Origin of the sequence: Pseudomonas sp. IT-P2 (genome assembly GCF_949767575.1) — a bacterium.
GTDB classification, from domain to species: Bacteria; Pseudomonadota; Gammaproteobacteria; order Pseudomonadales; family Pseudomonadaceae; genus Aquipseudomonas; species Aquipseudomonas pharyngis.
Map to the genome: position 1 here is coordinate 1 of NZ_CATKQA010000031.1, position 663 is coordinate 663.

The 663-nt window shown below is 62.9% G+C and carries 1 protein-coding gene and 1 pseudogene; one reads left to right on the forward strand and one right to left on the reverse strand.

The genetic code is table 11. From position 1 onward, the window contains the following. Positions 1 to 215 (reverse strand): hypothetical protein (locus ACM6JM_RS16040; RefSeq protein ID WP_414882205.1); only part of this gene is annotated, 215 nt, incomplete at its 3' end. Between the two features lie 28 nt (positions 216 to 243). Between ACM6JM_RS16040 and ACM6JM_RS16045 the strand changes: the two are divergent. After that, positions 244 to 663, forward strand: a pseudogene (locus ACM6JM_RS16045) (hypothetical protein); the annotation flags it as partial.

Sequence of the window (663 nt, forward strand, 5' to 3'; positions counted from 1 at the left end):
GGCAAGGAAATCCTGCAAGGCGAAACAACCGTCAGCCCCACCGTGACGGTGAGCGGCAAGGCAAGCAAAGGGCAGAGTGTGGAGATCTGGGAGGGAAGCGGAACCACCGCCGTGGTCTTGGGTAGGGCGATTGCGGACGTGATAACCGGCATCTGGGAAGAAACGTTCCCGCTGGCATTGGGCCCTCGCCGTTTGGTTGCGAAACGCTTGTACACGGGCGCTCCTCTCTGGAGCAATGATTGGTTGTTAACGGTAGTCGTTGCCGATCCACCGACCCTCACCTCGGTCAAGGGCTCGCCAAGCAATGTGGAAATCCCCGAAGGTCAAACCACCGTCGAAACCAGCGTGACCCTGACCGGCGCCGCCGCCAAAGGCCAGAAGGTCGATGTGCTGCTGGGTAACGTGTCAAAAGGTCAGCCCGTTGCCGATCCAACGACCGGTATCTGGACTCTGACGGTGACCGGCCTGACGACTGCGCCCCAGAGCTTCACCGCCAAGGCGTTGTACGCGCCGGGTGCGACTTCGGCAGCGCGGACCTTCACCGTGACCCCCGCCACGGCGCCGACCCTCACTTCGGTCAAGGGCTCGCCAAGCAATGTGGAAATCGTCAACGGCGGCGTCACCACCGAAACCAGCGTGACCCTGACCGGCGCCGCCGCCAAG